Annotated in this window: 24 protein-coding genes; 18 read left to right on the top strand and 6 right to left on the bottom strand. The window is 60.7% G+C overall.

The window, feature by feature from the left end; genetic code table 11:
• Positions 1–31 precede the first annotated feature (31 nt).
• Entirely contained in the window at positions 32–1,396 is a 1,365-nt protein-coding gene (locus GGQ88_RS03185) for an aminotransferase (protein ID WP_183611647.1), read from the top strand.
• Positions 1,397–1,431: 35 nt separating this feature from the next.
• Positions 1,432–2,613, top strand: a complete 1,182-nt coding sequence (locus GGQ88_RS03180) for an MFS transporter (RefSeq protein WP_221214472.1) — start codon at positions 1,432–1,434, stop codon at positions 2,611–2,613.
• A gap of 62 nt (positions 2,614–2,675) precedes the next feature.
• Here the strand turns inward: GGQ88_RS03180 and GGQ88_RS03175 are convergent, their stop codons facing one another.
• Together GGQ88_RS03175 and GGQ88_RS03170 are read right to left on the bottom strand one after the other, a co-directional pair.
• A complete protein-coding gene (locus tag GGQ88_RS03175; protein WP_183611646.1) occupies positions 2,676–3,479 on the bottom strand; it encodes an SDR family NAD(P)-dependent oxidoreductase in 804 nt (267 codons plus the stop codon).
• Between the two features lie 21 nt (positions 3,480–3,500).
• On the bottom strand, positions 3,501–4,271 hold the full coding sequence (locus tag GGQ88_RS03170) for a 2-keto-4-pentenoate hydratase (protein ID WP_183611645.1): 771 nt from the start codon (positions 4,269–4,271) through the stop codon (positions 3,501–3,503).
• 206 nt (positions 4,272–4,477) lie between these two features.
• Between GGQ88_RS03170 and GGQ88_RS03165 the strand changes: the two genes are divergently transcribed.
• From GGQ88_RS03165 to GGQ88_RS03110, 12 genes are all read left to right on the top strand, one after another.
• Positions 4,478–6,001 carry an aldehyde dehydrogenase family protein gene (locus tag GGQ88_RS03165; protein ID WP_183611644.1) on the top strand — a complete coding sequence of 508 codons (1,524 nt, stop codon included), beginning with the start codon at positions 4,478–4,480 and terminating at the stop codon, positions 5,999–6,001.
• A gap of 37 nt (positions 6,002–6,038) precedes the next feature.
• A complete protein-coding gene (locus tag GGQ88_RS03160; protein WP_183611643.1) occupies positions 6,039–7,073 on the top strand; it encodes a WD40/YVTN/BNR-like repeat-containing protein in 1,035 nt (344 codons plus the stop codon).
• The gene (locus GGQ88_RS03155; protein WP_183611642.1) at positions 7,060–7,524 is read left to right on the top strand and encodes a VOC family protein; all 465 of its coding nucleotides are present in this window, start codon (positions 7,060–7,062) and stop codon (positions 7,522–7,524) included. The genes GGQ88_RS03160 and GGQ88_RS03155 overlap by 14 nt, the downstream gene beginning before the upstream one ends.
• 61 nt (positions 7,525–7,585) lie before the next feature.
• Positions 7,586–8,191 (top strand): amino acid synthesis family protein, encoded by a 606-nt coding sequence (locus GGQ88_RS03150; protein WP_183611641.1) that lies wholly within the window; start codon positions 7,586–7,588, stop codon positions 8,189–8,191.
• Positions 8,192–8,203: 12 nt separating this feature from the next.
• Positions 8,204–9,127 (top strand): alpha/beta fold hydrolase, encoded by a 924-nt coding sequence (locus GGQ88_RS03145; RefSeq protein WP_183611640.1) that lies wholly within the window; start codon positions 8,204–8,206, stop codon positions 9,125–9,127.
• Complete coding sequence (locus GGQ88_RS03140; protein WP_183611639.1) at positions 9,124–10,704, top strand: acetolactate synthase large subunit; 1,581 nt, start codon at positions 9,124–9,126, stop codon at positions 10,702–10,704. Before GGQ88_RS03145 ends, GGQ88_RS03140 begins: the two co-directional genes overlap by 4 nt.
• Positions 10,701–11,477, top strand: coding sequence for an SDR family oxidoreductase (locus GGQ88_RS03135; protein ID WP_183611638.1), 777 nt, complete (start codon positions 10,701–10,703; stop codon positions 11,475–11,477). Before GGQ88_RS03140 ends, GGQ88_RS03135 begins: the two co-directional genes overlap by 4 nt.
• Before the next feature lie 25 nt (positions 11,478–11,502).
• Positions 11,503–12,072 (top strand): cytochrome b, encoded by a 570-nt coding sequence (locus GGQ88_RS03130; RefSeq protein ID WP_221214471.1) that lies wholly within the window; start codon positions 11,503–11,505, stop codon positions 12,070–12,072.
• A gap of 29 nt (positions 12,073–12,101) precedes the next feature.
• Complete coding sequence (locus GGQ88_RS03125) at positions 12,102–13,535, top strand: NAD-dependent succinate-semialdehyde dehydrogenase (RefSeq protein ID WP_183611637.1); 1,434 nt, start codon at positions 12,102–12,104, stop codon at positions 13,533–13,535.
• A 37-nt stretch (positions 13,536–13,572) separates the two neighbouring features.
• Positions 13,573–13,983: a carboxymuconolactone decarboxylase family protein gene (locus GGQ88_RS03120; protein WP_183611636.1), complete on the top strand. Its 411-nt coding sequence runs from the start codon at positions 13,573–13,575 to the stop codon at positions 13,981–13,983.
• Positions 13,984–14,263: 280 nt separating this feature from the next.
• Positions 14,264–15,592 carry a PepSY-associated TM helix domain-containing protein gene (locus GGQ88_RS03115; RefSeq protein ID WP_183611634.1) on the top strand — a complete coding sequence of 443 codons (1,329 nt, stop codon included), beginning with the start codon at positions 14,264–14,266 and terminating at the stop codon, positions 15,590–15,592.
• A gap of 17 nt (positions 15,593–15,609) precedes the next feature.
• On the top strand, positions 15,610–17,892 hold the full coding sequence (locus GGQ88_RS03110) for a TonB-dependent receptor (protein ID WP_183611632.1): 2,283 nt from the start codon (positions 15,610–15,612) through the stop codon (positions 17,890–17,892).
• A gap of 104 nt (positions 17,893–17,996) precedes the next feature.
• On the opposite strand, the gene GGQ88_RS03105 is transcribed toward GGQ88_RS03110, so the two are convergent.
• Genes GGQ88_RS03105 through GGQ88_RS03095 form a run of 3 tightly spaced genes read right to left on the bottom strand, consistent with a single transcriptional unit; the run spans position 17,997 to position 19,830 of the window.
• Positions 17,997–18,602 carry a hypothetical protein gene (locus tag GGQ88_RS03105; protein ID WP_221214470.1) on the bottom strand — a complete coding sequence of 202 codons (606 nt, stop codon included), beginning with the start codon at positions 18,600–18,602 and terminating at the stop codon, positions 17,997–17,999.
• Positions 18,599–19,255 (bottom strand): HupE/UreJ family protein, encoded by a 657-nt coding sequence (locus GGQ88_RS03100; RefSeq protein ID WP_343057064.1) that lies wholly within the window; start codon positions 19,253–19,255, stop codon positions 18,599–18,601. Before GGQ88_RS03100 ends, GGQ88_RS03105 begins: the two co-directional genes overlap by 4 nt.
• A 59-nt stretch (positions 19,256–19,314) precedes the next feature.
• Positions 19,315–19,830, bottom strand: a complete 516-nt coding sequence (locus GGQ88_RS03095; protein WP_183611631.1) for a hypothetical protein — start codon at positions 19,828–19,830, stop codon at positions 19,315–19,317.
• Positions 19,831–20,119: 289 nt separating this feature from the next.
• Between GGQ88_RS03095 and GGQ88_RS03090 the strand changes: the two genes are divergently transcribed.
• The 3 genes from GGQ88_RS03090 to GGQ88_RS03080 all read left to right on the top strand — a co-directional run bounded on the left by GGQ88_RS03090 (position 20,120) and on the right by GGQ88_RS03080 (position 23,401).
• Positions 20,120–22,210, top strand: coding sequence for a TonB-dependent receptor (locus GGQ88_RS03090; protein ID WP_221214469.1), 2,091 nt, complete (start codon positions 20,120–20,122; stop codon positions 22,208–22,210).
• 161 nt (positions 22,211–22,371) lie between these two features.
• Positions 22,372–22,845, top strand: a complete 474-nt coding sequence (locus tag GGQ88_RS03085) for a DUF6644 family protein (protein WP_183611629.1) — start codon at positions 22,372–22,374, stop codon at positions 22,843–22,845.
• 52 nt (positions 22,846–22,897) lie between these two features.
• A complete protein-coding gene (locus GGQ88_RS03080; RefSeq protein ID WP_183611627.1) occupies positions 22,898–23,401 on the top strand; it encodes a hypothetical protein in 504 nt (167 codons plus the stop codon).
• Between the two features lie 3 nt (positions 23,402–23,404).
• On the opposite strand, the gene GGQ88_RS03075 is transcribed toward GGQ88_RS03080, so the two are convergent.
• Positions 23,405–24,481: an AraC family transcriptional regulator gene (locus tag GGQ88_RS03075; protein ID WP_183611626.1), complete on the bottom strand. Its 1,077-nt coding sequence runs from the start codon at positions 24,479–24,481 to the stop codon at positions 23,405–23,407.
• Positions 24,482–24,719: 238 nt separating this feature from the next.
• Between GGQ88_RS03075 and GGQ88_RS03070 the strand changes: the two genes are divergently transcribed.
• On the top strand, positions 24,720–25,880 hold the full coding sequence (locus tag GGQ88_RS03070) for an ornithine cyclodeaminase family protein (protein ID WP_183611624.1): 1,161 nt from the start codon (positions 24,720–24,722) through the stop codon (positions 25,878–25,880).
• The last annotated feature ends 20 nt before the right edge of the window (positions 25,881–25,900 follow it).

Below are 25,900 nucleotides of genomic sequence, written 5' to 3'. Positions count from 1 at the left end.
TGCGTGATGGGCCGGCGATGGGAGAAATCAAATGGCAACCCAGCTTTCCGAGGCCGCACTGCGCGACCAGCGCAGCCAATTCCATCCATTCACTTCAATAACCGATCTCATGACCGATGGCCCAACGGTTATGGCCAGCGGCTCAGGCGTGCGTGTCACCGATGTAGACGGCAAGGAATATCTCGACGGCATGGCGGGCCTGTGGTGCGTCAACCTCGGCTATGGCCGCAAGGAAATTACCGAAGCCATCGCAAAGCAGAGCGAGCGGCTCTCGTTCTTCCACACGTTCAACGGCATGTCGTCCGACGTGGTTGCCGAATGCGCCGAAGCGCTGCTGCAGCGTGCGCCGGTGCCAATGTCACGCGTGTTCTTCGGCGCTTCGGGCAGCGATGCCAACGAAACCCAGCTCAAGCTGATCTGGTATTACAACAATCTGCGCGGCAAGCCGGAAAAGAAGAAGATCATTGCCCGCTGGAACTCCTATCACGGTTCTGGCGTCGCCACGGCCAGCCTTACCGGTCTTCCCGGTATGCACACGCTGTTCGATCTTCCCAAGGGTCCGATCATTCACGTCAGCGCGCCGTATTATTATCGCAACGCGCCCGAAGGCATGAGCGAGCGCGAGTTCTCGCGCCAGCTGGCCAAGGAACTGGAAGACACCATCGAGCGCGAAGGCGCCGATACGATCGCCGCCTTCTTTGCTGAAGCGGTAATGGGTGCAGGTGGCCTGATCCCGCCGCCCGAAGGATACTTCGATGAAATCGGCCCGATCCTGAAGAAGCACGATATTCTGCTGGTGGCGGACGAGGTCGTCTCCGGGTTCGGTCGGCTCGGCACCTACTGGGGCAGCCAGACCTATGGCTACGAGCCAGACCTGGTCACGTCGGCCAAGGGCGTGACCTCGGGCTACTTCCCGATGTCGGTCTGCTTCATCTCGCCCAAGGTGTGGAACGTGATCGAAGGCGCAGCTGCTACGGCCGGTCTGTTCGGCCATGGTTATACCTACTCGGCGCACCCGGTCGGTGCAGCAGCCGCTCTGGCCGCGCTGAAACTGATCGATGACCTCAAGGTCGTCGACAATGTTGCCGATGTCGGACCCTACATGCTGCAGCAGCTGCAGGACAAGCTGGGCCAGCACGCCCACGTTGGCGATGTTCGCGGCAAGGGCCTGATGATCGGCATCGAGCTGATGAAGGACCGTGGCACCAAGGAAACCTTCCCGATGGCCAACCGTACCGGACGCCAGGTGCTCAAGGCTGCAGCGGCGCGTGGCCTGATCACGCGCGCGCTGGGCGACACGCTGGTGTTTGCGCCACCGCTGGTGATCAACCGCGCCGAAGTGGACGAACTGGTTGAAAAGTTCGCATTGGCCATCAACGATGTCATGCCCGCCTGATCGACACGAGTGATACTGCGCGCGGGGGAGTGGGTGTGGCGATAGATCGGGCACAGACGATAGACGATATCTCAGCGGCATCTGGCGAGGTTGTCCGGCTTACGCCGGCTGGCCTTGCCAGTGCTGTGGCGGTCGGAATGATCGGTGCTCTGGTTATCTTCGTGACACCCGGCTTCCTCGCGCTCGTCGCGCAGCAGACGGGTTTCGACAACGACCAGCTCGGCTATCTCGCCGCGTGGGACATCAATGCGATGGGTATCACTATCGGTCTTAGCACATTCGCGCTTTCGCGGGTTCGCTGGCGGTTGGCGGTAGCTGTCGGCCTGATGCTGATAGCGGTCGGTAATGTGCTGACCGGCCTTGCGACAAGCTTTCCGGCGATGGCGGCGGCGCGTGTCGTGGCCGGTGCGGGGGAAGGCATTGCGGTGGGCTTTGCCTTTGCTGCGCTGGGGCGGGCACGCAACCCTGATCGTGCGTTCTCGATCTATCTCGTCGCCGGCGCGCTGTTCAGCTCATTGTTTCTCTATGCCTTGCCTGAGATTCAGGCCGCTTTTAGCCCCAGCACCGTGTTTGCGGCGATCGCCGTGGCCAGCGTTTTGGTGATGTTTTCGCTCAAGGCCCTGCCTGATGGCTCGGTTGACGAGGTGGATGTGTTCGCCGGGAGCGGTGCACTTGACCGGCGGATCGCATTTGGATCGCTTGTGGGCGTCTTCCTGCTGTTTTTCGCCATGGGCGCTGGATGGAGCTATTCCGAACGAATGGGCATCGAAAGTGGCGTTCCGTCCGGCACGATCGCCAGCGGACTTTCGATTGGCACGATGGCGGGTGTTGTGGCTGCTGGCCTTGCTGGGTTCATGCCGCAACGTTGGGGCAGGGCAGGGCCGCTGATCGTCAGCGCCATTACAGGTGTGACCGGCTTCCTGCTGTTTCGGGGAGAGATCACGCAGGGCGCATTTGTGGCCGCGTGCGTGCTGATGATGTTCAGCTGGAACTTTGCCCAGCCTCTATTGTCCGGCATCTGCTCGGAAGCCTGCGGGCGGGGACGCGTTGTCTGCGCGATGGGGTCTATCCAGACCTTCGGCACGGGCCTTGGCCCGGCGGCGGCTGCAGCAACCCTTGCCACCGGCAACTTCAACCTGATGCTCTATGCGTGCTGCGTGGTGCTGGTGTTGAGCGTGGTGGCAACGATCTGGGCCACATCACGCAAAACAGCGTGAAGCAATGTCACGATAGGTAAGGAAAAAGGGCGCTGACCGTAAGGCCAGCGCCCTTTTTTGCATCAGAGGAACACGGCGCGCGACAGACCGCCGTCCACCGCGATGGATTCGCCAGTGATACCACTGCCCAGCTTCGAGCAGAGGAACACGATCGGATCGGCCACTTCTTCAACTTCAAGCATCCGGCGCAGTGCGGCAGGCGCTGCGGCTTCACGCTCGACGATGGCATCGAAGGTTGTGCCTTCTTCGGCAGCCATTTCGGCAAACCATTCTTCGATGTGCTCCGTGCGCGTAACGCCGGGGTGGATGATATTGACGGTGATCCCGTCCTTGCCGACTTCGTCCGACAGCGTCTTGGTAAAGTGCACCAGCGCCGTGTTGCGCATGCCCGAGAGCGCTTCGGTGCAACGCGCGGTAAGGCCGCCGACATTGACGATGCGGCCCCAACCAGCCTTGCGCATGTGCGGCACGCAGGCCTTGGCGGTGCGGAAATAGCCGAAAAGCTTGGTGTTGAGGTCGAGCATCAGCGCGTCCTCATCTGCTTCTTCGATCGCGTTGCGAACAAGACCGCCAGGTGCTGCGGCGCAGTTTACCAGAATGTGCACGGCGCCAAAGCGCTCGACTGCGGCTGCCACCAAGGCTTCGACCGACTCTTTCGATGTCGTGTCGGTAGGCACGGCGATGATCTCTCCGCCGGTGCTTTGGCGTAGGTCTTCAGCCGCCGCTTCCAGCTTGGATGCGGTGCGGGCGGCAATCACGACCTTGGCCCCGGCCAGTGCAAGCTTGCGCGCCGTTTCCTTGCCGATGCCGACACCGCCGCCGGTGATGACGGCAACCTTGCCGTCCAATCCTAAATCAAGGTTCATAATCAAATCTCCCGATAAAGTTCATGCTACAAGAGTGATGCGGGCTGCGTCGATGCCGTCGAATCCGGCGACGATCACGTCCCCGGCATTGACCAGCGTGGCGCCTGTGCAGGAGCCGGACGCAACCAGTTGTTCGCGGCGCAGTCCGCCTTCGCCATTTTCGCAGAGCCAGTTGGCGAGCCACACCAGCGCATCGAGCGGATTGCCCATGACGCGCACGGTTGAGCCATTAACCCGCACGTGGCCATTGGTGGCGATGGTTACGGGCATGTCACCGAAGTGATCTTCCCACTGGAAGGAAAGGCGATTGCCGAGCACCAGCGCATGACCCATCGCGTTATCGGCCACAAACAGGCCGAGTGGCAGATCCGTGGTTTGAAAACGCGATGCGGCAAGTTCGATGCCGCCATAAATCGCCTTGATCGCCGGCAGAACGGTTGCGCGTGTGTAAGGACTGTCGGTTGGTGGCAAATCCTGCCCCAGTTCGAACACCAGTTCAGCTTCGGCATATACCTCTGGCCAAACGTGCCGCGCCTCAGAGCCGGTGTTCAGGATGGCGCTGGCTGCCAGCCGCCCTACTGCCGGCATATCGGCGCCGAATGCCTCGCGAGCAGGTAGCGACGTCAGGCCCAGCTTCCACACCATAACGGGAAGCTCGCTGGTGCGCATGACTGCGCGTTGCACGTGGTAGGCTTCAGCCAGGGAAAGTGCCTGCGATGGAAGCGCTAATGACGCGCCAGTGCTGCGGGCTCGTACGAGCAAGCTCTCCAGGGTTTCTCCGGTTTCGGCCATGGCGTGTTTCTCCCCATTGCGCGCACACCATTGAAAACTGGACCGCGCCACATATCAATTGTCTATCTTATGAAACAACCAAACTTAAAAATCTAGCATTGTTTACCTTGTGAAGGTGCGTTATCACGTGATTCGAAGATGACCGACTATGGCCGGATGAACCGATGGGTGTTCGCGTATGGCATGGTCGATCCCAAGGAGGGGTAATGTCCGCAGTTGCTCAAGCCACCGCAGGTGACGCTTATTCCATCGCCAGCCGCCTTGAGGCCGGCCTCAAGGGTGCGCCCCGGGGACTTCTGATTGATGGCAAATCGGTACAGGCCGTTTCAGGCAAGACATTCGCCACGCTTAATCCCGCGACCGGCAAGGAAATCTGCCAGGTTGCCGAAGGTGGTGCTGCCGATGTCGATCTGGCTGTGCAGGCTGCGCGCCGCGCGCTGACGAACCCGGCATGGTGCAACATGAGTGCGGTTGATCGCTCTCTGGTGCTCAACCGTCTGGCCGACCTGATCGAGCGGGACGCGCAGGAACTGGCCGTTCTGGAATGCATCGACAACGGCAAGCCGGCAACGCTGACCAAGGTGGTAGAAATCGAAGGGTCGATCAAGACCTTCCGTTACTTCGCCGGTTGGCCGACCAAGTTCGGCGGTGAAACCCTGCCGGTTTCGCCGCGCAGCGGGGCCAAAATCCTCAACTACACCGTGCGCGAACCGGTTGGCGTGTGCGGCCTGATCGTGCCGTGGAACTACCCGATGTCGATGGCGGCTTGGAAGGTTGCACCGGCGCTGGCAGCAGGGTGCACGGTCGTGCTCAAACCTGCAGAGCAGACGCCATTGACGGCGCTGCGCCTTGCTGAACTGGCTCTGGAAGCGGGTATTCCTGCGGGCGTGTTCAACGTGATCACCGGCTTCGGTGAAGCGGGTGCGGCACTGGTCGACCATCCGGGCGTGGACAAGGTGGCGTTCACCGGTTCGACCGAAGTTGGCAAGGCCATCGTGCGCGGCAGCACTGGCAACCTCAAGAAGGTCAGCCTCGAACTGGGCGGCAAGTCGCCGCAGATCGTGCTGCCCGATGCCGATCTTGATGCAGCAGCAGCGTCCATTGCCGCAGGCATCTTCTTCAACCAGGGGCAGACCTGCACCGCCGGGTCACGCCTTTATGCCCACGCCTCGATCCATGACGATCTGCTGGGGCGGATTGCAGATCATGCGGCAAAACTGACTATCGGCAACGGCCTTGATCCTTCCGTGAACTTCGGCCCTCTGGTCTCCGAGGAGCAGTGGGACCGCGTCAGTTCCTATGTCGAAATCGGCCAACGCGAAGGTGCCGAGCTCGTCTGCGGTGGCGCGCGGCCTAACGGTCTGGGCGATGGCTTCTTCTTCCAGCCGACCATCCTTGCCAATGCCGGGCGCGACATGCGCATCGTGCGCGAGGAAATCTTTGGCCCGGTCCTGAGTGCGCTCAGCTGGTCCGACCCTGAAGATCTGGTGGCGCAGGCCAACGATTCCGATTTCGGTCTCTCGGCCGGTATCTGGACCAACGATCTCAAGCAGGCCCATCGTCTGGCCGGAGCGGTCAAGGCCGGCACCGTCTGGGTCAACTGCTTCAACCTGGTGGACAACGCCACGCCATTCGGCGGGTTCAAGCAGTCGGGTTGGGGCCGCGAACATGGCCGTCAGGCGATGGAACTCTACAGCGAAGTAAAGAGCATCTGGGTCAACCTCAGCTGAGCCAGAATAACGCCAGAACAGCAGGAATGGGACAACCATGAGCAGGACACTCATTGTCGCAACAGACGGACAAGCCGTCATGCGCAGCCACGATGATGGCAAAAACTGGTATCGCATCAATATCCAGCAGGATCTTGAATACGATGATCGCGTGCGTTGCTTGCTTGTCGATCCGGCAAACCCGGAAGCCATCTTCGCTGGCGCGGAAAAGGGCCTGTTCTACAGCGAGGACCGCGGCGTCCATTGGAAGCGGATCGATTGCGCGCTCAATGGTTTTGCGGTCTGGAAACTTGCGGTCAGCGAGAGCGATCCACGGGTCATGTATGCAGGAACGGGCGCGCCTTCGCTTTCAGCCCTGTTCCGTTCGATCGATGGCGGGCAGACCTGGGAAAAGACCTCGCTTGAAATGCCGGAATTCTGCGCCGGCGTGAACCGCCCCCGTATGCTGGCCGTTGTGGTCGATCCCCACGATCCGAAGGACGTGTGGGCAGGCGTCGAAGAAGGTGGCCTCTACCGCAGCCGTGATGGTGGCGACAACTGGGATCGCATCGATACGACCTGGTCGGAATTCGGCGGCAATTCGGATCTGCACGACATCATGATCCTGCCGCAGGATGATGGCAGCAAGGTTCACCTCGCACTGACGGTTATCGCACTTTACCGGTCAACCGACGATGGCAAGACCTGGGTACGCACCCCGGCCAAGGAGGCCTGGGGCCTGCGCTATTCGCGCGTGATGTTGCGCAAGCCAGATAGCGCCACGCAGATCGCCGTTGGCATCGGTGACGGAACGCCGGGCACGACTGCAGCCATCCTGACATCGGACGATGCGGGCCTGACGTGGACCCATGCCACGCTCGACAAGCCATCGAACTCCTGCATGTGGGCATTTGGTTCGAACCCGGCCGATCCGGAATTCCTGCTGGCGGCCAGCAAGTTCGGCTATCTTTATCGCAGCACCGATGGCGGCCGTAACTGGGTGAAGGAATGGCGCGAATTCAACGAGATCACCGATCTTGCGTGGGTTGAAGGCGTGCCGGAAGATCTGGGGTTGCCACATGTCACCAATTAAGGTCGATCGCATCGCGCACATCGTTCTGTTCGTGCGCGATCCTGAAGCGTCTGCGCAGTGGTACTGCGACGTACTCAACATGAAGATCACCGCTCGTGCGGGCGATGGCCCTTACAAGGGCGGGGTCTTCATGAGCTTTGGCGAGAGCGACCACGACATCGCCCTGTTCAAGGCCGAAGACGGTGCGACCAAAGGCAAAGAGTTCGAGCATGTCGGCCTGATGATGGCTGGTACCAGCATGGAAGACTTGCGCGCGAATTACGCCTTCTTCAAAGATCGCGGCGTTGAAATTGCCGAAATACTCGATCACGGCGTATCGGTGGGGATCTATTTCTATGACCCCGATGGCCACATGCTGGAAGTGTTCTGCCAGAAAGTGCCGCAGACAGGCGGCCTTTCGCAGGAAGAATTGAACCGCAATCAGGGCCAGGCCAATCCGACCACGCTTTGAATTCTGACTGACCGTGAGCCACCCTCAGCGGGGCCGCGATAGAATTACTTGGGGAGTTATCATGACGACTTATGCCGCCAATTTTGGCGCTTTCCACGTTCGCCGTTGGTACGCACAGGTTCAAGAAATCTGGGCTGGTGAAACCGGTGCTGCCGCCGACGGCGAGCCGGTTTTCAAGTACATGATCGGTGCCTGCATCAAAAATCCCTACGCCGGTCAGTTCGTTGAAGACCTTTCGGGCTGGATCGAGGCTTCTCCGGTACTGGGCGTGGAATTCGGTCGCCGCCTGAATGCGCTTTCGGGTGGCACCAAGATCGAAAGCTACGGCAAGGCGATCCTCGTCGGCTTGGATGGCGAGTATGAGCACGGCAACGCGTTGCTCACCAATCCGGCGGCCAATCCGATCCGTGAAGCCGTGGGTGGCGGTGCGTCATGGGTGCCGTCAACCGGCAAGCGCGGCGTGCCCGGCACGATCCTCGATATCCCGCTCGGCCACAAGGACGCGCTCTATGTGCGTTCGCACTATGACACGATGAGCGTGTCGTTCGACGATGGCCCGAACCGTGACGAAGTGATCGTGTGCTGGGCCTTTGCCACGCGCGGCCGCCTCAACGCACGTCTCGGCGGGCTGCGCGCCGAAGACGCCGAAGGCAATGGCCTGACCTGAGTGGCTGAAACGATGTCCGCGTCACAGGTCTCTGGCACTGCACCGCTCCCCGTCAACCTGCTTGACGGAGAGCGGACAAGGACTGTCGCCAATGGCGATGTGAATATCCATGTGCGGGAGTGGGGCGATCCGGGCAATCCGGCAATCGTCCTGCTTCACGGGTTGCGTGGCTATTCCGGCACTTGGCGGAACCTGGCGCGGGCATTGGCCGACCGCTTCCACATGATCGCATTCGACGCGCGCGGACGCGGCGAAAGCGCATGGGACCCGGGCCAGAACTACTATACCGATGCCTATGTGTCTGATCTGGAAGCGGTCGTTGCAGATTGCGCGCTGGACCGATTTATCCTCATTGGCCATTCGATGGGCGGCACGACGTCCTATGTCTATGCTGCGAACAATCCCGGCAGGCTTCACGCGCTGATCGTTGAGGACATAACGGCCGGATCGTCGGTATCGGGCGCAGGATTCGAACGGATCGTGGCCGAAATGAAGGCCTTGCCCACGCGCTTTTCCGGGTGGGCCGACGCGCGCGCCTATTGGCGCAAGCTTCGCCCCAATGTCAGCGACGCCGCCATCGAAGAACGGTTGTGGGAAAGCATGCGCGCCACCGACGATGGTGCGGTGATCTGGCGCTATGACGCGCAAGGCATAGCGCAAACGCGCGTTTCGCCCGATCCGGCGCGGGTGATCGATCTGTGGCCGGTGATCGCGTCGATTGCGGTGCCAACGTATATCATCAGAGGCAGCCGCTCGGACTTCTGCAATCTTGAAGCGGTGCACAAGCTCGAAGCGCAGAATACGATGCTGCGGCACGCCACGGTCGATGGCGCATCGCATTATGTGCATGACGATGCGCCACAGGAATTCCTCCGTCTGGTAGAAGGCTTTGTGGCCGGGGTCAGCGCGGGCACAAGACAGGAACAACAAGCATGAGCGAGCAGACCGTGGCCAAGGGTCGCGCCGGTGCGGATGTGATGTTCGATGCCCTCTGGCAGGGCGGGTCGAAGATCTGCTTCGCCAATCCGGGCACTACGGAAATGACCATGGTCAGCGCGCTCGCTCGCAATGGCCGGATTCGCACCGTGCTCAGCCTGTTCGAAGGCGTCTGCACGGGTGCAGCCGATGGTTATGCCCGTGTCTCGGGCGACGTGCCGATGACGCTGCTGCACCTTGGTCCGGGCTTTGCCAACGGCATCGCCAACCTGCACAACGCCCGCCGTGCCGGATCGCGGATCATCAATCTGATCGGCGATCATGCAACGTGGCATCTGGCATACGATGCGCCGCTGACATCGGATATCGAATCTCTGGCATCGCCCGTATCGCGTCAGGTGATCCGCATGGCCTCGACCGCTGGGATCACACAGGATGTCGATGCCGCCTTTGCCGCCACTTGCCTCGCAGAAGGCGGAGCCGCAACGCTGATCATTCCGACCGACGTGATCGATGCTCCTGCACAAGGCAACGCTGCAACGCTTGTCGCCCGGGCGTGGGTTGGAAAGGCCGTGTCCGACGATGCAATCGGGCAGGCGCAGGCAGCACTTGCTGACGCCAAGGACGTGATCGTTCTGCTGGGTGGCAGTGCCTTGTGCGAAGCTGGCGTGCGCGCCGGCGCCGCATTGGCCGCGCATCTGGGCGGACGGCTCTTGATGGAGCCTTATCCGGCAATCGTCACGCTTGGCGGTGATTTGCCCGCTGTAGAGCGGCAGGCTTATTTCCCGGACGATGTCATCGCACAAATGGGCAGCGCAACCGTCGTGCTGGTCGGATCGCGCATGCCGATCAGCTATTTCGGCTATGAAGGCTATCCCAGCCAGCTGGTTGCCGAGGCGCAACTCGTACGCCTCGCAGCGCCTGAGCATGATGCTGTCGCCGCGCTTGAAGCGCTGAACGAAGCGTTGGGTGCCCCTGCGTTGCCTGTCCAGCCAGCTACCCCGCCGGTGCCAAGCAGCACCGATCGTGCTTGCGCGCTCACCCCGGCTTTGGTGGTCGAAGAGCTCGTGGCCCAGTTGCCCGAAGATGCGATCATTTCGCTGGAAGGTTCGACGCTCGGCGGCCCATGGCTGCGCAATGCCCATCGCGCACGCCGCCACCGGGTCATGACCAACACCGGCGGTGCCATCGGGCAGGGGCTGCCCTGTGCGGTCGGCGCGGCACTGGCAGAACCCGCAGCGCGTGTCATTTCGCTCCAGTCCGATGGTAGTGCGCAGTACACCGTTCAGTCGCTCTGGACGATGGCGCGCGAGAAGTTGCCGGTTACCGTGATCATGGCAGCCAATCATCGCTACGCCATCCTTCAGACCGAACTGGTCCGCGCCGAAGCACCGCTCGACGATGCGGTGATCGCTGGTTTGACCCTGCTCGACAATCCGCGCATCGACTGGACGGCTCTTGCCGCGGGATACGGCGTGAAGGCTGTGCGTGTGACGACCGCCGGAGAACTGGCCGATGCGCTGCAGGAAGGCCTTTCCCATGACGGACCAATGCTGATCCAGGCGGAACTACCGTGAACACAGCACCGGTCGCAATCGTAACGGGCGGCAGCGGTGGCATTGCGCCGGGCATCGTGCGCGCACTGGCCGCTGCGGGCTTTGCGGTTGTCATCACGGCGCGGGACAAGGCGCGACTTGAAGCCGCAGCGTTGGCGATGGCGGGCGAAGGCACCGTAGTCGCACTGACTTCCGACGCGACCTCTCCGGGCAGCATATCGAGCATGGTCGAAACCGTGCTTGAGCGCTTTGGCCGGATCGACGTGCTGGTCAACGCAGCGGCAAGCTCCAATCCCATTGGTGGTGCGATCGAGGACGTCGATGTCAGCCTGCTGATCGCAGACGTCGATACAAAAGTGGGCGGCTATCTGCGCTATACGCAGGCCGTGGTCCCGGCCATGAAGGCCCAAGGCTTGGGCCACGTGATCAACATCGGCGGGCTCACCGGCCGTTCGAGCGATACGCTGAGCGGCCTTCGCAACGTGGCGGTTGCCCATCTCACCAAGGTTTTGTCTGACCAGCTTGGTCCGTTCGGAATCAGCGTCAACGCGGTGCACCCCGGCATCGTGCGCACGCCGCACCTTGAAGAGCTGTTTGCCGAAATGGCGCACGATCGCGGGGTCGAGCCAGCTGTGATCGAGGCCGAATTTACTGCCGATATTCCCACCGGCGCGATACTCGGCGTCGACAAGATCGGTCGTATGGTGGCTTTCATCGCGACGGGGCAGGATGCGGCGATCACGGGTCAGTCGCTGACCGTCGATGGTGGATATTCACGGGGCATTTACCTGTAAAGTCAGGGTAAAGGGGAGAACGATCATGGCAGGCACTACGGTACCAACCACCAAGTATCCACGTTCGATGCGCATCCTGCACTGGGTGCGCGCAGTGATCGTTCTGGGCCTGATCTGGTCTGGCTGGTACATGACCAGCCTGCCCGAGGATACGCCAATGGCAACGTTCGACTTGTTCTATCCCAACCACAAGCAGTTCGGGGTGCTCGTCTGGTTGCTGGCGATTGTCCATCTGGCGATCCGGTGGAGCAACCGTGCGCGTCTGCCGCATGAACCCGAAGCGTTGAAGCCTTGGGAAAAGATGCTCTCGCATGTCGTGCACCGGTTGATCATGCTGCTGACCGTCCTGGTCCCGCTTCTCGGCTATTCCATGTCGTCGAGCTTTACCCAGAGCGACGGCGTGCCGTTCTTCTTCTTTGGCGAATTGCCCGAACTTCTGCCGAAGAACGATGACGCCTTCGCGATCTTCGATGCGATGCACAAGTACAGCGCCTATGCGCTTCTGGCTCTGGTTATACTCCACGCAGCAGGGGCGATTAAGCACCGCATTCTCGACAAAGGCGGCGAAACCGACGTCCTGCCGCGGATGCTCTGAACCGCTCACTTTCAAAACAAGGCGATACCATGACGGCAGATTCTGCCCTCGGACTCCTGCGTCCGCACACCCTTGATTCCGATGACGGCATCCGGGTCCTCAATCCGGCCAATGGCGTGCTTGTGGCATCGGCGCGCCGCTATGACGTGGACGAGACGGCGGCCATGATCGAGGCTGCCGACGTCGCGCGCCGCGAATGGGGCGCGCGCACTGCCAAGCAGCGTAGCGATGTGCTGCGCGCGTGGTACGACCTGATGGTGGCTCACGCCGAAGACCTGGCACTGCTGATGACGCTCGAAAGCGGCAAACCGCTCGATGAAGCCAGGGGCGAAGTGAAGTACGGCGCATCTTTCATCGAGTGGTTCTCGGAAGAGGCGCGGCGCGCCTACGGCGAGGTCATTCCGAGCTATGCCACGGACAAGCGGGTGCTCACGCTGCGACAGCCGGTGGGAACCTGCGCGGCGATCACGCCGTGGAATTTTCCGCTGGCAATGATCACCCGCAAGGTGGCTCCAGCACTTGCGGCAGGATGCTCGATCATCGTCAAGCCGGCCGAAGCAACGCCGCTTTCGGCACTGGCGCTTGAAACGTTGGCACATCGCGCAGGCGTTCCAGAAGATCTGTTCCGCGTGGCTCCGGCGCGCAAGTCATCGGCGATCGGGGAGCTGTTCTGTACGCATCCACTGGTGCGCAAGATCAGCTTCACGGGTTCGACCGAGGTGGGCAAGGTGATCATGGCCAAGGCTGCCGGGCAGGTTAAGCGCCTGAGCCTTGAACTTGGCGGGAACGCACCTTTCATCGTGTTCGACGATGCCGATCTGGATCGCGCAATCGCAGGGGCCATGGCGTCGCGCTTCCGAAATGCCGGCCAGACATGTGTCTGTGCCAACCGGTTCCTTGTGCAGGCAGGTGTATACGAAGCCTTTGTCGAGAAGCTGGTTGCGGCAGTAGCCCAGGTGCGGGTTGAAGACGGGGTCGCAAACCCGAGCGGCATGGGACCGCTTATCGACGACCGCGCGGTTGAACGCGTGGCAGGTCTCGTTACCCAGGCATTGGCTCAGGGCGCGATGCGTGCAGGCGAAAATGTCGCCGCCCCTGCAGGCGGGGCATTCCATCCACCCGTGGTTCTGGCCGAAGTGACCGAGGCGATGGCGATTGCCGGAGAGGAAATCTTCGGACCGGTCGCCCCGGTTCTGCGCTTTAAGGACGAAAGCGAGGCTCTGCGCATCGCCAACGACACGCCTTACGGCCTTGCTGCCTATGTCTTCACGGCCGATGCTGCACGCCAGTGGCGGATGATGGAAGGTTTGGAATATGGCATGGTCGGCGTAAACGACGGCCTGATCTCCACCGAAGTTGCACCGTTTGGCGGTATCAAGGAATCGGGCTTCGGCCGCGAAGGATCGAGCCACGGTCTGGCGGACTATATGAACGTGAAGTACTGCCTCGTCGGCGGACTTTGATAAGCCGCGCGGCACCGCACGCAAAAGGACCTGAAGCATGAGCGATGATCAGTTCGAACGTGGCCTGACGCTCCGCAAAGAGGTTCTCGGTGCGGGTTACGTAGAAAATGCAATGGCACGGGCAGACGATTTTACCCGTCCCATGCAGGAGCTTTCGACGACCTATTGCTGGGGTGACGTCTGGTCGCGTCCGGGCCTCACGCGGCGCGAGCGCAGCCTGCTAAACCTGGGCATGATCAGCGCGCTCAATCGGCCGAACGAGCTGCGCCTGCATGTCAAGGCGGCCCTACGGAACGGCCTGACAACCGAGGAAATCCGCGAGGCGCTTCTACAGGTTGCCGTCTATTGCGGAATTCCGGCAGGGATCGATTCTACCCGCATCGCTGCCGAAGCCATTGCCGAATACGAGGCCGAACTTGCCGGTGCGGCCAATACAGACCTGAAGTGAACGCGACCGGCAGTTTTGCTCGCGACAAAACGGTTTAAATTCGGCCACCCTTTTTGGCTGTGGCCGAAAATACAATCTATCGGACCGCCGCCGCAATACCGTCATGACGAGGTCATGACACACTCAGGCAATGGTCCAAGGTTGTAAGCTTGAGGGCCGAAGACGACAGTTTGAAGACGTGGTTCCGGTCTAGGTCGGATTGATCAGCCGGCGGTACCTGTACCGCTTTTCGGTCGCGGCCTTGCGTCTGTAGCAGTCTTGCCGATTGAGGGGGCAAATCTTGACGAAGCCGGTGCAAATCAGGGACGTTGCGGTGAAACTTCACCGCTACCTCGGCCTGTTGCTGGCGTTTTTCCTCGTGATCATTGCTGCCACCGGCAGCGTTATTGCCTTCTATGACGATCTGGAGCGCGCGCTCAACCCACGTATGCGCGTCGTCGCGCCCAGGGCGCAGCCAGTGACAGTGGATGATGCGCTCAGAATCCGCGAACGGCTCGAAGCAGAAGACCCGCACTCGCACCTCTTTTCGCTGCAGTTTCCGCAAAAGGCGGACGAACCGCTCTTTTCGCGCGTCATGCCTGCAATCGACAAGCGCAGCGGCGAACCCATGCCGATCGACTACGATGAAGTCTTCGCCAATCCCTATACGGGCGAACGTCTTGGCCAGCGGATTATCGGCGCTGCAACACTGCGCCCCGACGGGATCCCGTCGTTCCTTTATTATCTGCACTATGCGCTGATTTTTCCGTTGGGCATCGGCATCTTGCTGATCGGCTCACTCGGCCTTGTCTGGGCGGTTGCCGCCCTGTCAGGTTTCTACCTGACATTTCCGGCCAAGGTGAAGCGGGGCAAATCAGGAAACAAGCCACGCCCTTTCCATAAGCGGTGGGCTACTTCCTGGAAAGTCAGCAAGGGCAATAATTCCAACCGCTTCGTGCTCGATCTGCATCGTGCAACGGGGCTGTGGTTGTGGCCCCTCCTGATGATTTTTGCGATCACCGGTTTCGCGCTTAATCTTGGCGGCTATTACGGCAGCTTCATCAAGAACTTCGCAGAATACGAGCATTTTCAGGAGCTGCCACCGCGTGCGCCCTTGGCCGCGCCGCTAATCGAGCCGCCGGTAAATTGGTTCAAGGCCGCAGAGCTTGGGCAGGAGTACTTCCGACAAGCTGCCGAGCGTGAAGGCTTCACGCTCGGCAAGCCAGCAGCGATCGAGTATCGCCGGGACCTGGGCGTCTATTTCTTCCTGATGCACACGTCGCGCGATCTGCTCGATGCGCAGGGAAACCCCACCGAGACGGATTCACCCGCAACGGCCGCCACAATCGCAATAGATGCCCGCGATGGCAGGCTGCTTGGGCTGCAACTGCCCACAGGGCAACGCGCCGGGAACACGATCACAAGCTGGATTGTGGCGCTTCACGTGACTGCGATTGGCGGCCGGGCATGGCAGATTGCGGTGTCCGCGTTCGGCCTTCTGGTGGTGGGCATCTCGCTCACCGGCGTGCTGCTTTGGTGGCGAAGGCGACGATTGCCGCGCGCAAAACCAGTGACCGCGCAATCAAAAGCGGATGGCAAACAGAACTATAAACAACAACCAAAATATTAATTTAAAGGGGAAATATAATGAGTGGAGTAATCAAGCGCACACTCGCGGCGTCCTGCGTGCCTTTTTCAAGTGCAGTGATGCTTGCATTGGCGGCCACGCCAGCGGCTGCTCAGTCGGCGGCGAAAGCTGACGAATTGGGCAACGAGATCATCGTTACCGCGCAAAAGCGCGAAGAGCGGTTGAAAGACGTGCCCGTGCCCGTCACGGCTGTTGGCGGTGGGGATCTCCTGACACAGAACCAGACCAAGGCGCAGGATTTCTTCGCCAGCGTACCTGGCGTGAACCTCCAGTTTCAGAACAATCGTGCCCAGCTGTCGATCCGTGGCATTTCCACAGGTCCAGTCAGCGGCAACCCGGTCGTAGGCTACACCATCGATGACGCACCGTTCGGCGCATCGACCGGGCAGGGCGGTCTGTTCGGCTCTGCACCCGATCTTGATCCTGCCGATCTGCAGCGGGTCGAAGTACTGCGCGGGCCGCAGGGCACGCTTTATGGTGCCAGCTCGATGGGTGGTCTGGTCAAGTATGTCACCGTCGATCCCGACACCAGCGACTTTTCGGGCTCCGTCGCTGCCGGCACCAATCTGGTCCACGAGGGCGGAAGCGCTGGATACAACCTGCGCGGCTCGATCAACGTGCCCGTCAGCGAAACGCTCGCCGTGCGCGGCAGTGCCTTCGTCCGCAGGGAGGCGGGCTATATCGACAACGTTCGCACCGGGGTGAAGGACGCCAATTCATCCAAGGTTTGGGGCGGGCGCGTTTCTGCGCTGTGGAAGCCTTCGGAAGCATTCTCGGTCAAGCTCAGCGGCCTGTATCAGGTGCGTGACATCTACGGTGCGCCAAACGTCGATATCACCACCGGCTCGCTCTACAAGCAGACCGATCAGATCGGTTCGGGGCGCAGCCGCTCTGAAACTGAAATGTACACTGCCGAAGTGCGTGCAGAACTGGGCGCCGTCGACGTAACCTCTATCACGTCCTATTCGCGCGCCCGCAACTTCGACTCGCTCGATTTCACCGCTTCGCCGCTGGTAGAATTCGCACCGGTCTTTCCGATCCTGTTCCCCGGGATCAGCCCGATCGGAGACGTTTTCCGCCAAGGCTATAACGTCGACAAGTTCTCGCACGAAACGCGGCTTTCCGGCTCGTTCGGTGACAATATCGACTGGATCGTCGGCGGGTTCTACACCGACGAAGACGCCAACTACGATCTTGATAACTACGCAACCAATCCGGCCAATGGCGCAATACTGGGCGTCCCGATCAACGATGGAACCGGCCCTCAACTCGGCACGATCATCGTCTGGCGCGACACGATCAAGTTCCGCGAATATGCGGGTTTCGGCAATCTGACCGTTCGTCTGTCCGACCAGTTCGATGTCCAGTTCGGCGGGCGCTACAGCCACAACGATCAGGAAATGTTCCACCACGAGTGGTTCCAGTTCGATCCTTACCCTGCGCTTCCGCTCGAAGGGATCAACCGCCCTGAAGCAAGCGGTAACGCGTTTACCTATCAGATCACACCGCGCTTCAAGCCTTCACCCGATCACATGATCTATGCCCGCGTTGCATCGGGATATCGTCCGGGTGGAACCAACGCGGTCTGTGGGCCTCTGGCGGCGCCGGCCAACGTGCCGTGCCAGTTCGCACCCGACAAGACCGTGAACTACGAACTCGGTGCCAAGGGTGATCTGGCTGGCGGGCTGCTGTCCTACGATGTGTCGCTGTTCCACATCGACTGGAAGGACATCCAGATCGTGCAGGTGCTCGACGTGTTCACCTATAATGGCAATGCGGGCAAGGCACGCAGCCGGGGTGTGGAACTTTCGCTGTCTGCGCGGCCTGCCGATGGGCTGACCCTTAGCGCTTGGTATTCCTATGTCGATGCCACGCTGCGCGAAGAATTCGTCGATGCGAACTTCTATGCTCTGCAAGGGGATCGGCTGCCGTTTTCAAGCAAGCATTCCGGTCGCTTCTCGTTCGACTACAAGACGTCGGTCGGGCAGGATGCGGACTTCTCGCTTGGCGGCGCGGCAACGTACGTCGGCCAGCGCAACGGGGAATTCGTGCCGTTCGAGGGCGCCGCTCCGCTCCGGGCCAACTATCCCGGCTATGTCCAGTTCGATGTCAACGCCGCGCTCAACATCGATAATTGGACGCTCAGCGCCTTTGTCCAGAACCTCACCAACAAGCGCGGCATCATCGGTGGCGGCTTCTGGAACCAGACCAGCTACAACACCAACTGGTTCAACTATTCGCAGCCACGCACTGTCGGCTTGAATGTCGAAGTGAAGTTCTGATCAGAATAAACCTGCCGGTGCGGTAAAGCGCAGCGGCAGGTCCATAAATAGGCCGCAGCGGTTCCAGTCCGCTGCGGCCTTCCTGTTGGGCCCAAGGGTTGTGTTCAATGTGCCGGCGGCGTGAAGCCCCGTTCTTGCTCGATGCCGCCCTTGATAACGCGTGAACTCTTGATCGTGCCGCTGGCGTCCAGCGTGATCCGCACCACCGTCATGCCCCGGTTCTGCCAATGCCACCCGTGTATGCCGGTGAACGCGGCGACATAGCGGCCTGACTGGCGATCGGCCTTGGCGATGTCGTAGCTTTCCGTCTCGGCTTCGCCCCCGGCGAAGGGATGGGCGTGCATGTCATAGTTCAGCGGGCCAGTTGCGCTCCAGCGAAACGCCATCGGCTTGCCCTGCTCGATCTCGTACTTGAGTTCGATCTCTTCGTAAGGATGCAGCTCGTACTCCCAGTGATCTTGAATCCCTGGTTCCTGCGCGGCTTCGCCCGGCGTGAACACCCCCTTGCGTGCCCTGCCGCGTGCCAGCAGGCGCTCTGCCCCGGGGTTGGCCATCTTGGAAAGACCGCTGCTTTCGCCAAAGCCGGTCGGATCGATCCCCAGTTCTGAAGGCAGGATAAACAAGACGGTCACCGCACCTGCCACGATGGCGATGCCTGTGCCCCACAGCAGCTTTCGGCGCGTGGAACTGCGCGTTGGTTGGCTATTCATGATGCGAAGAACTCCATTGATTGCTGGATCATGATGGCAAGGCCGCAGACCACCAGAAGCGCGCTGGCCACACGGGCAGAAAACGCGAACGAGCGCGCATTGCGCACGGTGCCAAGAAACGCCACCAGCGGCAGAAGGACGAGAATTTGGCCAGCCTCTACCCCGATGTTGAAGGCCACAAGGTTGGTCACCAGGCCGTTGCGCGGCATTGCAAGGTCAATCAGCTTGGTGGCCAGGCCAAGTCCGTGGAAAAGCCCGAACACGAGTATGACGAGGCGTTGATCGGGACGCAGGCCGATCTTCTGGAACCCGCCGAGGTTGTCGATGCCCTTGTAGACTACCGATAGCCCGATAATCGCATCGACCACATGGGAATTGGCACCAATACCGCCAAGCACGCCGAGCAATAGTGTTGTGGAATGGCCGATCGTGAACATCGAGACATACAGGACGACGTCCTTCAGCCGCCGAAGCAGCAGGACCACGCCGAGCAGAAACAGGATGTGGTCGTATCCCGTAACCATGTGCTTGGCGCCGAGATAGAGAAAGGGAAAGAACGCCGGTCCTGAAACCGTCTGGACAAAGGCACGGTCACTGCGCGCGACATCGTGCGCGAGCGCGAGAGAGGGCATGGCGGCGAACAACAACGCCACGAAAACTGCAAGAAAGGCAAAAATCGGCCAGCGCGAACCGAACGTTTGCCGAGCCACGTTCACGACCCGGTCGTTGCCGCAGCCGACGCAACGCCAGCAGGGGCAGCGCCGCCCGGCGACGGCATATAGACTTCGTGGCAAGCGCTACACACGTTGTAAATCGCGCCGCCAACCTCGAACACCTTGTCCGGGCTTCGCTGCTTGGCTGCCTGCTCGGCCTGTGTTGCGACGTCGGCAAGTCCCTGTGCAAAATCCTGCCAATCCGTGCCCCGGCCGGCAGCCACTGCGGGGTCTTTCATCTGTTCGCCAAGCTGACGAAGCTTGGCCGCCGCTTCCTGCGTACGCGTCCATTCGGCATCGGTACGAGGCTCGATCTTGCGGGATCCCGTTTCGTCGGAAATGTACTGCACTGCGTTCCAATACACCTCGGCGGTCGGCTGCACGTGATTTGCCATCAGCGCCTTGATGTCGAGCGGTGGAGCTTGCGGTTCGCGATTGCAGCCTGCTGTGATCAGCGCAAGGAGGGCAGGCCCTGCCAGTCTCAAAGCACCTAGAGGGGCAAGTCTCAGATTCATTTCTGCTTCTCCCGACGCGGCAACACCAAAAGCGCCGCAGAAAGAGCTTGCCCGCATTCACGCCCGGCACGGTAGAAGTTTCCGGTAACCGGGCAGTTACACCGCCGTTACACCGACCCAACTCACCAAGATGCAAGGGCACAACCTCGTGATCGCGATCTGCGGGTCAGCCGCGCGCGGTCCGCACCGGCCATGCTACAAAAGGTGCGAACCGTTCGTAACTTGTCTCCTCTGCGCAGCCTGACCAGCCACGCTGGATCGACCAAAAATGGCCGTGGGGAGACAAAAAATGGGTAAAGGCGCAAAATCGTCGGCATCGGCTTGGCGTATGCTTTGCGGGGCGGGGTTGCTTGGCATCGCGGCTCATCCAGCCGTGGCCAACGCTGAAAGCGATTCCGCCGCACCACCGGACAGTGTCCGGCAAATCGTCGTAACAGCGTCGAAGCTCGATGTGATCGGCATTGCCGCGACATCGAGCGAGGGTTCTATCACGCGGCAGGAAGTCGAGCAGCGCCCTGCCTATCGCGTGGGTCAGTATCTTGAATCAATTCCCGGCCTTGCCGTGACCTCGCACAGTGGCGAGGGCAAGGCGAACCAGTATCTCCTGCGCGGCTTCAATCTCGATCACGGTACTGATTTCGCTACCTGGGTCGATGGCATGCCGGTGAACCAGCGGACACATGCCCATGGTCAGGGCTACACCGATGTGAACTTTCTGCTGCCTGAAGTGATCGGGGGAATAAACTATACCAAAGGTGCCTATTTCGCAGCCGAAGGCGATTTCTCGGCTGTCGGCAGCGCCCATTTGCGACTGCTAGATGAAATGCCGCTGACAGTCTCGCTTGGCGCAGGGACTGTCGGCGATCGTCGAGCTTTCGCTGGCGGATCGATCGGGCTTCCGGGCGGAAGTACGTTGCTGGGTGCCGCAGAGCATTTCCGGCTGGACGGGCCGTGGGACAATCCTGACCGCCTGAGACGGTTCAACGCCATGTTGCGCTGGTCCAATGGCACCGTAAGCGATGGCATGTCGATCACAGCCATGGCCTATGACGGCAAATGGAATGCAACGACAGACCAACCTGCGCGCGCGGTCGCGTCCGGCCTCATAGGTCGCTTTGGCACGCTTGACCCAAGCGATGGCGGCAAGGCATCGCGCTATTCGCTGTCCTTTCGTCTGGCAAGACAGCTGGGCGACGTCGACCTGCTGGTATCGGCATACGGCATCCGCCAACATTTGACGCTCTGGAGCAACTTCACCCATTTTCTCGACAATCCCTTGCGTGGCGATCAGCACGCCCAAAACGATTCACGCTGGATAGGCGGCGGTAGCGCTTCGGTGCGGGTGCCTTTCACGGCATTCGGTGCAAGCCAGGCGATCACTGTCGGCACGCAGGTCCGCGCTGACGCCATCAATGTCGATCTGGCCTCAACCGAGCGTCGGGTGCCTTTTGCTGTGGAGCGCGACAACCACGTCAACGAACTCAGCCTTGCGGCTTATGTCGAACATCGCGCGAACTGGACGCCATGGTTGCGGACCGTCATCGGCGTGCGTGAAGATCATTTTCGTGCAACGGACCGGGACCGCCAAAGGGGCGGTTCCGGGACCGAAAGTGCATCGCTTTTCCAGCCCAAGGCGAGCTTGATCATCGCGCCATGGGCAAAAACGGAGCTATATCTTTCGGCTGGGCGCGGCTTCCATTCCAACGATGCCCGTGCGGGATTGATCGAGGACGAACAGGGGCAGGCGGTCTACGTTCGTCCACCGCTGCTGGTCCGGTCAGACAGTATCGAAGCCGGCATCCGGACCAATGCAATCTCGAAGCTCATTTTGACGGCTACAGTGTTTCAGGCTGAGTTCGATTCAGAGCTGACCTATTCCGCCGACGCCGGGCAGACCGAGGCAGGACGCCCAAGCAGACGGCAAGGTGTGGAACTGACTGCGCAATATCGCCCCGCCTCATGGCTGGAAATCAACGGCAATCTCGCTTTCAGCCATGCACGTTACCGGGACGGGCCGGTTGCTAACCGGTTCGTCGAGGATGCGCCCGGCTTTATCGGTTCCGCCGGTATCCTGGTCGATGGCCTTGGGCCTTGGTCCGGCAGCCTTGTCTGGCGCAAGCTGGGCTCGCATCCTCTGGTTGATGACAATTCGGTCCGCTCGCCAGGGTACGGTCAATTCAATTTCGCCGTGGGCCGCAAGTTGGGACATGGCCTCACGTTTCGCGCGGAAATGTTCAATCTGCTGAACAGCTCCGACAATGCCGCCGATTACTTCTATCGCAGCCGGCTTCAGGGTGAGGGCCCTGAAGGCGCCGAGGACCTGCACGTCCATCCGCTCGAGCCGCGGTCGCTTCGCCTCACGCTATCGGCAGCATTCTAGGCGGCAATGAGGCTGTGACAGACCGTTTCGGCTGGCGCTGTCGCGGTATCGTACCGTTTCATAGTTCGGCCGGAGCGCTCGCACCACTAGGGCGTGTGAGAGGTTCCACGACATTTCGCCACATCGGCCAACGCAATATCATTACATCGGGAGAACGAGGCATGTACATGCAATCCTTTGGGGAATGGCTCTACGAGACGCCGATATCCACCATGTTCCGGGATATCACGTGGATCATCCCGGCAGTGCAAAGCACGCACCTTCTTGCCATTGCCGTGGTTATCGGGTCCGCCCTCGTAATGGAATTGCGGTTGGCGGGGGTACTGGCCACCGACGAGCCCGCAGGCACCGTTGTGCAGCGCTACTTGCCATGGATATGGCGCGCGCTTGTCGTCCTTTTGCTGACCGGCACGCTACTGGTAGTGGCAGAGCCTGCGCGCACCTTGGGCAACACGATTTTCTGGACGAAGATGGCGCTGGTCCTCGTTGCATTTGTGCTGACGCTTGTCTTCCGCCGGCCGTTGCTGCGCGCACCCGGAGGTCATGCGGCCATTCCGGCCAAGCCGATCGCGTGGCTGATGCTGCTGATCTGGGTCGTGGTCATCTTCTGCGGCCGCTTCATCGCCTACACCTGAGCGGCATCAGCCGCGCCACCAATCAGACCAATTTCAGGGGGAGCTTTCCGCCATGTCGCTCGAAACTACACTCCAGCAGATCTATGACCTGCCGATTTCCGCATCGATCCGTGAAAACGTCAACGCGTTTCCGCTGATTGAATCCCTGCATGTTCTGGCCATCACGCTTGTGTTCGGTACGATCCTGATCGTCGATCTCCGGCTGGTCGGCTTTGCGTCTCACCGGCGCAGCGCCGACAAGCTGATCCGCGAACTGCTTCCCTATACCTGGGTAGCCTTCGTCCTTGCTGTGATAACGGGCGCGCTGCTGTTCTCATCCAATGCACCTGCCTATGCCAACAACCCGGAATTCCAGCTCAAGCTGCTGGCAATTGCGGCGGCGGGCTTGAACATGGCCATCTTCCATACCACTGCGCATCGCCGCATTGCCGATTGGGATCTCGATCTGCCGCCACCCGCAGCAGCGCGGATATCGGGCTTTCTCTCGCTCGGCCTGTGGACTCTGGTGATCGTGCTTGGCCGTTGGATCGGCTTCACGCTCGACGTGCTGTTCTGATCGTCACCCGGGCAGATCGTCCTGCCTGAGGAAGCGACCGGGGGAGACCCCGGTCCATTCCTTGAAAGCGCGCGAAAAGGCGGCCGTATCCGAATAGCCCAGCTGTTCAGCGGCAACGGCCAGCGAGATGCCCGATTTCGAGAGCATGGTCTTGGCCCGTTCCTGCCGCGCTTCCTGCAAAAGCTCGCGGAACGATGTGCCTTCCTCGGTCAGGCGCCGCCGCAGCGACCGTTCCGACAACTTGAGCTCTGCCGCAACCGACGCGCAATCGACATGCGTCCGGCCCAGCCAGCGGGTGATGATGTCGCGAGTAAGGTCGACAAAACTGTCGCTCGGTGTCGCTTCGGGCCCCATCAGATCCAGCAGGTGCCATTCAAGGATGGTACGCAGCTTGCGATCTTCCGATGGGATTGCGCTGGCAAATGGCTTGTCCAGATCGGAATTGTTCAGGACCAGCCCGTTGGCGATCTGATTGCCGTGGACGGGACAGCGGAAATGCTGAACGAGCTGCTCGTGCCGGCCGACGATCGAATGCTCAAAATGGACGCTTACCGGGCACCATTTTGTGGAAGTGAGCTGCTTTGCCAGATTCACATAGCCGGAAATCGCGAATTCGGCGTCCTGCACTCGAGGCCAGATTTTCGTATCCTGAATGCGATACGTGTAGGTCGTAGTATCGTGCTCGATCGTGCTTTCGAACAGGGTGTGGTTCTGCAGGCGCGACTGGAACAGGGCGAGGTAGTCCAGCGCGCCGCGTAATGTGCCCGATGCCCGCAGCAGGGCGTAAAACGGCCCAAGCTCGGTCAAACCGAACGATGATCCCATTGCAAGGCCCAGATTGGGGCGATCGAACTTTGCTGCTGCGCTTTCCAGCAGCGCGACATAACGGTGCAGGGGTACGCGCTCGTAGGGTGTTTCCTGCTGCGAACGGTACATCCCGTGCTCCCGCAGCAGCGGGTCGATGCGCCGGCCGACATCTTCGAGCGCCGCGAACATGGCAGACAGGAAAAGCAGGCGGATTGTCGCCTGATTGCCTTTGGGCGCCCTCTCGCCCGGTAGCTGCGCAACATGATCGGGCATTTCAACACGCTCCCTTCATGGCCGATTATGCAAAGCCGCAATCCCGACCTGCAATTTACTCTTTTTGGGCCAGGCCCGAAACCGGCTCACGTAGGCAATCCGGCTGAAATCGGCGGGAAAGTCCCTCCTGCAAACGAAAAGCGAGGCGCGAGTGTCAGATCGAACTGCCAGTCATGAAGTCACCAGATCGGATGCCACTGTCAAGCTTTCATCGCCACAAGGGTTGCCGCTGGCCGACATGATCAGCACGCAAGCAGCCAGCGCAGCCCTCCCGGCGATCAACTTCATTTATCTTTCCGAACCCGACATGATCCGCGCCGGGGTGACCGATATGCCCGCGTGCGTCGATGCCATGGAAGAAATGTTCGCGCTGCTCCATCGCGGCGATTATCGCATGGCCGGCGGTAACAACAATCAGCACGGCGCGATCATCATTTTCCCTGAAGATTCGCCCTTTCCCAACATGCCCAAGCCAACGACCGACCGTCGCTTTATGGCGATGCCGGCCTACCTTGGCGGCAATTTCCGCACGGCAGGCATGAAATGGTACGGATCGAACATCGCAAACCGCGACAAGGGTCTGCCGCGCTCGATCCTGACCTTCGTGTTAAACGACGCCGATACCGGCGCACCTCTGGCCTATATGTCGGCCAATCTGCTTTCGGCCTATCGGACCGGCGCAGTGCCCGGGGTTGGCGCGAGGCATCTGGCGCGCAAGGATTCGCGCGTGGTCGGGATCGTAGGTCCGGGCGTGATGGCACGCACCTCGCTTGAAGCCTTCATGGCCACGTGTCCGAACATCGATACCGTGAAAATCAAGGGCCGGGGGCAGGCCAATCTGGAAGCCTTCTGTGCGTGGATGGCAGACAAGTGCCCGCAGATCACCACCGTACGCGTTGTTGAAACTGACGAAGAGGCCGTGCGCGATTCAGACATCGCCACATTCTGCGCTTCGGTCGCCACGGGCGATCCGTCGATCTACCCACTGGTACGGCGCGAATGGGTGCGTCCTGGCACGTTCCTGTCCATGCCGGCACCCTGCAACATCGACGAAGCCATGGAAGCGCCTGAAATCCGCAAGGTGCTGGATTTCACGGGCATCTATGAAGCCTACGAAGAGGAAATGCCCGCTCCCGTCCACCGGTTCATCCCTGCCGTTGGCGTGCGCTGGTTCGATCTGGCCGCAGAAGGGCGCATCCCGCGTGACAGCCTTGAGGATCTCGGCCGGATCGTATCGGGCGATGCGCCGGGGCGGCGCAATGACGACGAAATCATCATGCTGTCGGTCGGCGGAATGGCGGTCGAGGACGTGGCATGGGGCACCCATGTCTATCGCCGCGCTCTGGCCGAAGGCATCGGCACCCGCCTTAACCTGTGGAATGAGCCCGCGCTCAAGTGACGCGCGCCTGCAAACCCCTT

Source organism: Novosphingobium hassiacum, assembly GCF_014196055.1.
GTDB lineage: Bacteria > Pseudomonadota > Alphaproteobacteria > Sphingomonadales > Sphingomonadaceae > Novosphingobium > Novosphingobium hassiacum.
The sequence above is the reverse complement of the archived record's forward strand: the minus strand, read 5'-3'. Positions and strand labels throughout refer to the sequence as shown.